At 73.2% G+C, this 8009-nt stretch carries 7 protein-coding genes and 1 pseudogene; 4 read left to right on the top strand and 4 right to left on the bottom strand.

Features of this window, described 5'->3' with window-relative positions; translation table 11 throughout:
- The 3 genes and pseudogenes from ACLBYE_RS28375 to ACLBYE_RS28385 form a co-directional block, all read right to left on the bottom strand.
- Window positions 1–499: pseudogene (locus ACLBYE_RS28375) on the bottom strand (hypothetical protein); the annotation flags it as partial.
- A gap of 104 nt (window positions 500–603) precedes the next feature.
- Window positions 604–1698 carry a CobW family GTP-binding protein gene (locus ACLBYE_RS28380; RefSeq protein WP_447696717.1) on the bottom strand — a complete coding sequence of 365 codons (1095 nt, stop codon included), beginning with the start codon at window positions 1696–1698 and terminating at the stop codon, window positions 604–606.
- A gap of 66 nt (window positions 1699–1764) precedes the next feature.
- Entirely contained in the window at window positions 1765–3282 is a 1518-nt protein-coding gene (locus ACLBYE_RS28385) for a serine hydrolase (RefSeq protein WP_447696718.1), read from the bottom strand.
- A 281-nt stretch (window positions 3283–3563) separates the two neighbouring features.
- On the opposite strand from ACLBYE_RS28385, the gene queE reads away from it, so the two are divergent.
- Window positions 3564–4196, top strand: coding sequence for a 7-carboxy-7-deazaguanine synthase (gene queE, locus ACLBYE_RS28390; protein WP_447696719.1), 633 nt, complete (start codon window positions 3564–3566; stop codon window positions 4194–4196).
- A 281-nt stretch (window positions 4197–4477) separates the two neighbouring features.
- Here the strand turns inward: queE and ACLBYE_RS28395 are convergent, their stop codons facing one another.
- Entirely contained in the window at window positions 4478–5389 is a 912-nt protein-coding gene (locus ACLBYE_RS28395) for a DUF6925 family protein (RefSeq protein ID WP_447696720.1), read from the bottom strand.
- Window positions 5390–5564: 175 nt separating this feature from the next.
- Between ACLBYE_RS28395 and rfbC the strand changes: the two genes are divergently transcribed.
- The 3 genes from rfbC to rfbD all read left to right on the top strand — a co-directional run.
- Window positions 5565–6116: a dTDP-4-dehydrorhamnose 3,5-epimerase gene (gene rfbC / locus ACLBYE_RS28400; protein ID WP_020094104.1), complete on the top strand. Its 552-nt coding sequence runs from the start codon at window positions 5565–5567 to the stop codon at window positions 6114–6116.
- Between the two features lie 93 nt (window positions 6117–6209).
- Window positions 6210–7259: a dTDP-glucose 4,6-dehydratase gene (gene rfbB / locus ACLBYE_RS28405; protein WP_020094105.1), complete on the top strand. Its 1050-nt coding sequence runs from the start codon at window positions 6210–6212 to the stop codon at window positions 7257–7259.
- A partial coding sequence (gene rfbD, locus ACLBYE_RS28410; protein WP_447696721.1) for a dTDP-4-dehydrorhamnose reductase occupies window positions 7259–8009 on the top strand: 751 nt, incomplete at its 3' end. The genes rfbB and rfbD, both read left to right, overlap by 1 nt.

The following is an 8009-nucleotide window of genomic DNA, read 5'->3' on the forward strand; positions in this document are numbered from 1 at the left end:
CGGGCGCGGACTGGCCGACGAGACGGAGCGGGCGGCGCAGCGCCCCGAGCCGCTCCCGCAGCGCCCGGTCGACGGCCTCCGCGGCCGCGCGCTCCACGAGGGCGGCCGCGTCCGGCTCCGCGGGCTGCCAGGGCCGGGCGCGGCTGCCCCAGACCGGATGCGGCATCGCCAGCGGGACCACGCCGCGCAGGGTCTCGTGGCCGTCTCGCGCGTCCCGGCTCCAGGCGAGGGCGACGGCCACGGGACGGCCGGCCGGGCGGTGCTGGGCGAGCGGGAGGAGGTGGTCCGGGTCGCGCAGCGGGTCGGCCACCGCGTTGCGCACGAGCATGGCCCGCCACGCGGCGACGGAGGCCGCGTCGACGGCACCGGGTCGCCGCAGATCGACCCGCCAAGTCCCGGTCTCGGCACCGTCCTCGGCACCGGCTCCGGCTTCCGGATCCGCCGCGCGGTCCGGCTGCTCGGTGAGCCCGCCCTGTATCACGGTGAAGCGTCGCGCCATCCGCGTGTCCTGCCTCTCGACGATCCGTCCCGATCCGGGACGGTCCGGCGCCTCCGGGGCGCCCTTCGCGTCGAGAGCTTCAAGGACGGTGCCGACCGCCGGCGTCAGGGGCCGGGGATCGCCAGGGGATTGTCGGTGAGGGCGGCGGCATCCGGCGCGTCGACCCGGGGGCGGCCGAGGAAGGCGTCCCAGAGCTGGCGCACGAAGGCCGGATCGAGGTCGCGCAGGATCAGGACGAGGCGCGAGGTGTGGTCGGGGTCCGGCCATGCCGGCAGGGTGACCGGCGCGTGGAACACGTGCTGGACGCCGTGGACGACGAGGGGACGCTCGGGGTCGTCGGCGAGGGCGACGAGGCCCTTGAGCCGCAGCAGCTTCGGCCCGTGGCCGGAGCGCAGGAGATCCATGAACATCTCGAAAGCGGGGCGCGGCACGGGCGCCGCGCTGGTCAGGCAGATCGCCCGGATCGACGCGTCGTGGCGGTTCACGTCGGCGTGGTGGTGATGCGCCTGCTCCAGGGCCGCGTCGCCGAGCCACGCGCGCACGTCGGCCGTCTTGCCGTCGAGGCCGAACAGGCCGCCGAGGAGCGTCTCCACGGGGGCGTCCGGCGCGACGATCGGGGCGGCCGGGTTGAGCGCCGCGAGGCGCGCGCGGATCCCCGAGAGGTCGCCCGCGAGGTCGGCCTTGGTCAGCACGATCCGGTCGGCGACCGCGGCCTGCCGCAGGGCCTCCGGATGGGCGTCGAGGGTCGCGGCGCCGGCAGCCGCGTCCACCACCGTCACCACCGCCTGGAGGCGGTACCGCAGCACGAGGTAGGGATGGTAGATCAGCGCGTGCAGGATCGGCGCCGGATCGGCGAGGCCCGTCGTCTCGATCACGACCCGACGGAACGGCCGGATCCGGCCGTTGTCGCGCTTGCGCAGAAGGTCCTCGAGGGTCGCGATCAGGTCGCCCCGCACCGTGCAGCACAGGCAGCCGGCGCCGAGCAGGATCATGTCCTCGTCGACGGTCTCGATCAGCAGGTGGTCCAGGCCGATCTCGCCGAACTCGTTGACGATCACCACCGTGTCGGCGAGCGCGGGATCGCGCAGCAGCCGGTTCAGCAGGGTGGTCTTCCCGGCTCCGAGGAACCCGGTGAGCACGGTCAGCGGGATCGGCTCCGGGCGGCGCGGGTCCGGAGCGGGGATGGGAGACTCTGACATAGGCGGCGAAGTGGGGTGTGTCGACGTCCGCGGCAACGCGGCGGTGCGCCGAGCACCGGAGCGGGCCTACTCGTCGGCCGCGGCCTTCTTGGCGGCCGGCTTCCTGGCCGGGGCCTTGGCCGCCGCTTTGTGGGACGCCGTGTCGGCCTTGGCGGGCGCCGCCTTGTGGGCGGCCGCCTTCGGCGCCGGCTTGGTCAGGCCTTTCCCGGGCTTGGCCTCCGGCATCCCGGGCGTGACGTCCGACGTGTAAGCGCTGGCGTTCCGCGGCACGCCGTGGCCCGGCTTCGCGGCGACCTTGGGAGCGGATTTGGCGGCCGCCTTCGCGGCCTCGGCCCGCTCCAGGCGCGCCGCGCGCGCCTGCTTGGCCGCCTCCAGGGCCGCCGCGCGCTTGACCTTGGCGGCCTCGAGCTTGGCGGCGCGGGTGTTGGCGGCGGCGGCCTTCTGCTCGGCCTCCTGCGCCTCGAGGATCTGCTGGCCCTCGGCCGGGTTGCGACCGACCCAGACGGCGATCGGCTGGAGCGGCGCCCGCGGCGGCAGGGACCGCGCCCGCAGGGCCGGGTTGGAGAACGCGGCGAGCGCCAGGGCCGGCGAATTCGCCGCCGAGCCGCCGATCAGCTGCGCGGCCGAACCGGGGGCGCTCAGCGCGCCGGGACCGTCCTCGATGGCCGGGGGCTTCTTGCCGCCGCACACGAAGGGACGCATGTCCGGCGGCGCCGGGATCGCGGAGGCCGGCAGCGCGTCGAGGGTCGGGCTGGTCCAGCCGGCGCTCTGGCCGAAGGCGTAGTCGAACAGGTCGGCGGTCTTCACGTCGCGCTCGCGCGGGGTCGGCTGCCCCATCACGATGGTGACGATCCGCCGGCCGTTGCGCGTGGCGGTCGCCACGACGTTGAAGCCGCCCGAGCAGATGAAGCCCGTCTTCATCCCGTCCGTGCCGGGGTAGCGCCCGAGCAGGCCGTTGTGGTTCGCCATCACGGCGCGGCCGAACTGGATCGCCGAGATCGAGAACAGGTCGTGGGAATCCGGGAAGTCGCGGATCAGCGCCCGGGCGAGGACCGCCATGTCGCGGGCGGAGGTCCACTGGCGCGGGTCGGGCAGGCCGTTCGGGTTGAACCAGCGGCTGTCGTGCATGCCGATCCGCTGCCCGGTCTCGTTCATCAGCGCGGCGAAGTTCTCGACGGATCCCCCGAGCGACTCGCCGATCGCGTAGGCGACGTCGTTCGCCGATTTGACCATGATGATCTTCAGGGCGTTGTCGAGGGTGAGCTGCGTCCCCGGCTTGAAGCCCATCTTCGAGGGCGGCTCCGCGGCGGCGGCGGCCGAGATGGTGATCATCGAGTCGAGCGAGACCTTGCCCTGCCGGACGAGGTCCAGGGCGACGTAGGTCGTCATCAGCTTCGTGATCGAGGCCGGGTACCAGGGGTCGGTCGGCGCCTGCGCGTAGATGACCTTGCCGGAATCCACGTCGGCCACGAGGATCGGCACCGTCACGGCGTTCGCGGCGCCGATCCCGACCAGGCCCGCCCCGAGCAGACCCGTCAGCGCCGCAAGCCCGACGGTGAGGCGTCGGTAGAGAGAAGAGGACATTCGAGCCCGACTCGTCAGAGGATCGCCTGGATCGACGCCGTGGGGCGTCGGATTTCCGGCCGGCCAGCCGGAGAGCGGCGCAGCCCGGTCGGCCGAAGGCGGTCGCCGGACTGCATGTCGGCATGAACGAGCCTACCGTGGCAAGAGCAAGGCGAGATCACATCGCGGGTCTGCACGGCGCGGTTGTCGGTGGCCCGCGAGGGCGGCACGGCTTATGTGCAGACCGGGCGCGCGGGCCGGATCGCGCGCGACGTTGACTGGGACGGGTGACTGGGACGGTTGTGGCTTACGCGGTCAAGGAGATCTTCCACACGCTCCAGGGCGAGGGCGCGCAGGCGGGCCGTGCCGCCGTGTTCTGCCGCTTCGCCGGATGCAACCTCTGGTCCGGGCGCGAGGCCGATCGCGCCGCCGCGGCCTGCCGGTTCTGCGACACCGACTTCGTCGGGATGGACGGGGAGGGCGGCGGGCGCTTCGGGGACGCGGCCTCCCTCGCCGACGCGATCGCCGCCACCTGGGCGGGCGGCGCCGCGAACCGCTACGTTGTCTTCACCGGGGGCGAGCCGCTGCTCCAGCTCGACACGCCGCTGATCGAGGCCGTCCACGCGGCCGGGTTCGAGATCGCCATCGAGACCAACGGCACGCTGCCGGCGCCCCCGGGGATCGACTGGATCTGCGTCAGCCCCAAGGGGCGCAACGCCCTCGCGCAGGTCTTCGGCCACGAGCTAAAACTCGTCTACCCGCAGGCGGACGCCGATCCCGCGGCCTTCGTGGATCTCGCCTTCCAGCACCGCTTCCTCCAGCCCATGGACGGCCCCGACCGGGTCGCCAGCACCGAGGCGGCGATCGCCTATTGCCGGCGGGACGCCCGCTGGCGGCTCTCGCTGCAGACCCACAAGATGATCGGCATTCCCTGAGAGGCCCGGATTCGGTCCCGGGATCGGGTTCGGACGAAGTGATCGCTAAGCCGGTGCCGCACGAGGCGCCGGTCCCCTCTCCCGTGCGGGAGAGGGACAGGGTGAGGGATCAGGGCCATCCGGACGAGTCGCGGCCTGTCGGCAACCCGAGCGCGCGCCTGATCCTGAAGCTTCTCGTCCCTCACCCCGACCCTCTCCCGCACGGGAGAGGGGGTACGGCGCGGTCGTCTCGACCGGGATCGCCCTCTCTCCGAACCGTCAGGGCGCGATCGGGGACGGCACTACCTGACGACAGCCCTCCGCTGCGCGCGCGCCGCGCGGATCGCCGAGCGCGCGTACCGTCCGCCCGCGCGCGGCGGATCGGGATCCTGGCCGTCCAGCACAGCGCGGCGCAGGGCCGCCAACGCGGGATCGCCCCATCGGTCGAGGACGCGTCCGAACGCGGCGTGGCGCCCGGCATCGAACGGGACCGGTCGCCCGGCCCCGTCCCGCGCGGGATGGGCCGGATGCAGCGTCCCGCAGGGTATCCAACCCGGCGGGATCGGCGCGGTGGCCGCGTGGGTGCGTGCGAGCCGCAGGAGTTGCGGCAGCGCGTGGCACCGCGGACCGGGCCCCGCGGCCGCCCGATCGGCCTCCGGCGCGAAGACCTCGACGCGACCGATGCGGGTGATGACGATCTGGTCCAGGCCCGAGATGACAGCGGACGGCATCGCCGCGGCGCCGGCGGCGAGGAGCGGTCGGCCCGCCAGCGCCCGCAAGCGGGCGATCCGCGCGGGGTCGGCGGTCCGGATGCAGGCATCCGCGGCGCGCAGACCGAGGCCGAGATCGAACAGGCGCGCGGCGCGGTCCTCCGGCCGGATTGCCGCCCCGTCGGGACCCAGTTCGGTCAGGACGGCGCGCCGGCCCATCGCGCAGGCGGCCTCGGGAAGGCAGAGCGCGACCGCCTGGCTCCAGCCATCGGCGAAGCCGGTCTCGTAGGCGAACGGCCTGAGATCCGGATGCGCCCGGACCGCGAGCGCGCCGCGGGCCGTGCGGAGCCCGATCGCGTCGTCCGCGAGGGCCCATGCCGGCTCGTCGGGTTCCCGCGCGAAAACGGCGGGGGGTCCGTAGCCGCCGGGGCTCCACGTGCAGGCCGGATCGGCCAGCTGGGCACGGAGCAGGCCGTCCACCGCGGGTCCGGCTCCGCCCGTCATCGGCTCCCCTCGTGCACGCCACCGCAGCCCGCACGCCTTGACACGGACGGCGAATGACCGGAAGTCGCGGTGCATCACCGAGGTTGTGGTCGGCGAGGCGGGCACGCGATCCGGAACGACCGACGCGGAGACGTCCGCTGGGCCTCGCGACGGGATCCGCAAGAAGGGCGCTGGCATGGACGTCATCGAGACCGAGATCCCGGACGTGAAGCGCATCGTCCTGAAGCGCTTCGGCGACGCGCGGGGCTGGTTCTCGGAGACCTTCCGGGCCGACACCCTGGCGCGGGCCGGCATCACCACGCCGTTCGTGCAGGACAACCAGTCCTTCTCGGCCCCGCAGGGGACTGTCCGCGGCCTGCACTTCCAGATCGCCCCGCGCGCGCAGGCCAAGCTGATCCGCGTGCTGCAGGGCGCGATCCTCGACGTCGCGGTCGACATCCGCAGCGACTCGCCGACCTACGGGAAGTACGTCGCCGTCACGCTCGACGCCGAGAACGGCGAGCAGCTCTACATCCCGCACGGCTTCGCGCACGGCTTCTGCACCCTGACCCCCGACGTCATGGTCGCCTACAAGGTCGACGACTACTACAGCCCCGAGCACGATCGCGCGCTGTTCTGGAACGATCCGGCGATCGGGATCCCGTGGCCGGTCTCCGGCGAGGCGGCGATCCTGTCCGACAAGGATCGCCGGGCGCCCAAGCTCGCCGATCTCGGCCGCGTCTTCTGAAGAGCGCGGCCCGGCCGCAATTTTGTCACGACGGCCGGTCTTAGGCTGCCCCGGCTTTCTCAGTTCTCGATCGATCCGAAGAGGTAATCCGCCATGCGCATCCTGGTGACCGGAGGCTGCGGCTTCATCGGCTCGGCGCTGGTGCTGCACCTCGTCAACGATCTCGGCCATGACGTCTGCACCCTCGACGCGATGACCTACGCGGCCAACCCGGTCTCGCTGGCGCCGCTCGCCGACAACCCGCGCCATCGCCTGGTCGAGGCCGATATCTGCGACCGCGCCGCCGTGCAGAAGGCCTACGCGGACTTCAAGCCCGAGGCGGTCATGCACCTGGCCGCCGAGAGCCACGTCGACCGCTCGATCACCGATCCGGGCGCTTTCGTGCGCACCAACGTGATCGGCACGCAGACCATGCTTGACGGCGCCCGCGGGCATTACGAGACGCTGCCGGAGGCCGAGAAGAAGACCTTCCGCTTCCTCCACGTGTCCACCGACGAGGTCTACGGCTCGCTGCCGCCGGACGCGTTCTTCACGGAGGAGAGCCGCTACGATCCGCGCTCGCCCTACTCGGCCTCGAAGGCGGCCTCCGACCACCTCGCCCGCGCGTGGCACGAGACCTACGGCCTGCCGGTCTTGGTGACCAACTGCTCGAACAATTACGGGCCGCGTCACTTCCCCGAGAAGCTGATCCCGCTGATGATCCTCAACGCCCTCGAGGGGAAGAAGCTGCCCGTCTACGGCGACGGCCTCAACGAGCGCGACTGGATCCACGTGGAGGACCACGCCAAGGGCCTCGTGGCCGTGCTGGAGCGCGGCCGGATCGGCGAGACCTACCTGCTCGGCGGCCGCGCGGTGCGCAACAACCTCGCGGTGGTCAAGGCGCTGTGCGCGGCCTTCGACCGGCTGCGCCCGCAGGGCGCGCCGCACGAGCAGCTGATCAGCTTCGTGGCCGACCGCCCGGGCCATGACCGGCGCTACGCGATCGACTGCACCAAGGCCGAGACCGAGCTCGGCTGGCGCCCGCAGAAGACCTTCGAGCAGGCGCTGGAGGAGACCGTGGCGTGGTACCTCGGCAACGAGGGCTGGTGGCGCCCGATCCGCGAGGGCCGCTACAAGGGCGAGCGCCTGGGGCTCAACGGCTGATGGACGTCCTCGTCCTCGGCGGCGCCGGCCAGGTCGGCACCGAGTTGCAGGCCCTGACTTGGCCGGACGGCGTCACCGTCCACGCGCCGGGCCGCGCGGATCTCGACATCACCGACGCGGACGCCGTCGCGGCGGCGCTCGCCGCCCGCGCCTACCGGGCGGTGATCAACACCGCCGCCTACACGGCGGTCGACAAGGCCGAGTCCGACGTCGTCGCGGCGTGGCGCCTCAACGCGCTGGCCCCGGCGATCCTGGCGGCCGCGACCGCCGCCAAGCGAATCCCGCTGGTGCACGTCTCGACCGACTACGTCTTCGCCGGGACCAAGCCCGACGGGGCCTACGCGCCCGACGCGCCGATCGACCCGCAGAGCGTCTACGGTGCCAGCAAGGCCGCCGGCGAGTTGGCGGTGCGCACCGGCAACCCGCGCCACGCCATCGTGCGGACCGCCTGGGTGGTGAGCCCGCACCGAGGCAACTTCGTCAAGACGATGCTGCGGCTCGCGGCGGAGCGCGACGCGCTGACCGTGGTGAACGACCAGCACGGCTGCCCGACCTCGGCCGCCGACCTCGCCGCGGCCCTCGCGACGATCGCGCAGGCCATGGCCGCGGATCCGGAGGCGCCGACCGGCACGTTCCACTGCGTGAACCGGGGCGACACCACGTGGTGCGGCTTCGCCGAGGCGATCGTGGCGGGCTCGGCCCGGCGCGGCGGGCGCTCCGTGCCGGTCAAGGGCATCCCGACCTCCGCCT

The sequence above is a fragment of the Methylobacterium sp. A52T genome (genome assembly GCF_053346095.1).

Excerpts from the sequence above, each read along its gene's own strand:
- ACLBYE_RS28380 (WP_447696717.1), bottom strand. The coding sequence starts at position 1,698 with ATGTCAGAGTCTCCCATCCCCGCTCCGGACCCGCGCCGCCCGGAGCCG.
- rfbB (WP_020094105.1), top strand. The coding sequence starts at position 6,210 with ATGCGCATCCTGGTGACCGGAGGCTGCGGCTTCATCGGCTCGGCGCTG.
- rfbC (WP_020094104.1), top strand. The coding sequence starts at position 5,565 with ATGGACGTCATCGAGACCGAGATCCCGGACGTGAAGCGCATCGTCCTG.
- ACLBYE_RS28385 (WP_447696718.1), bottom strand. The coding sequence starts at position 3,282 with ATGTCCTCTTCTCTCTACCGACGCCTCACCGTCGGGCTTGCGGCGCTG.
- ACLBYE_RS28395 (WP_447696720.1), bottom strand. The coding sequence starts at position 5,389 with ATGACGGGCGGAGCCGGACCCGCGGTGGACGGCCTGCTCCGTGCCCAG.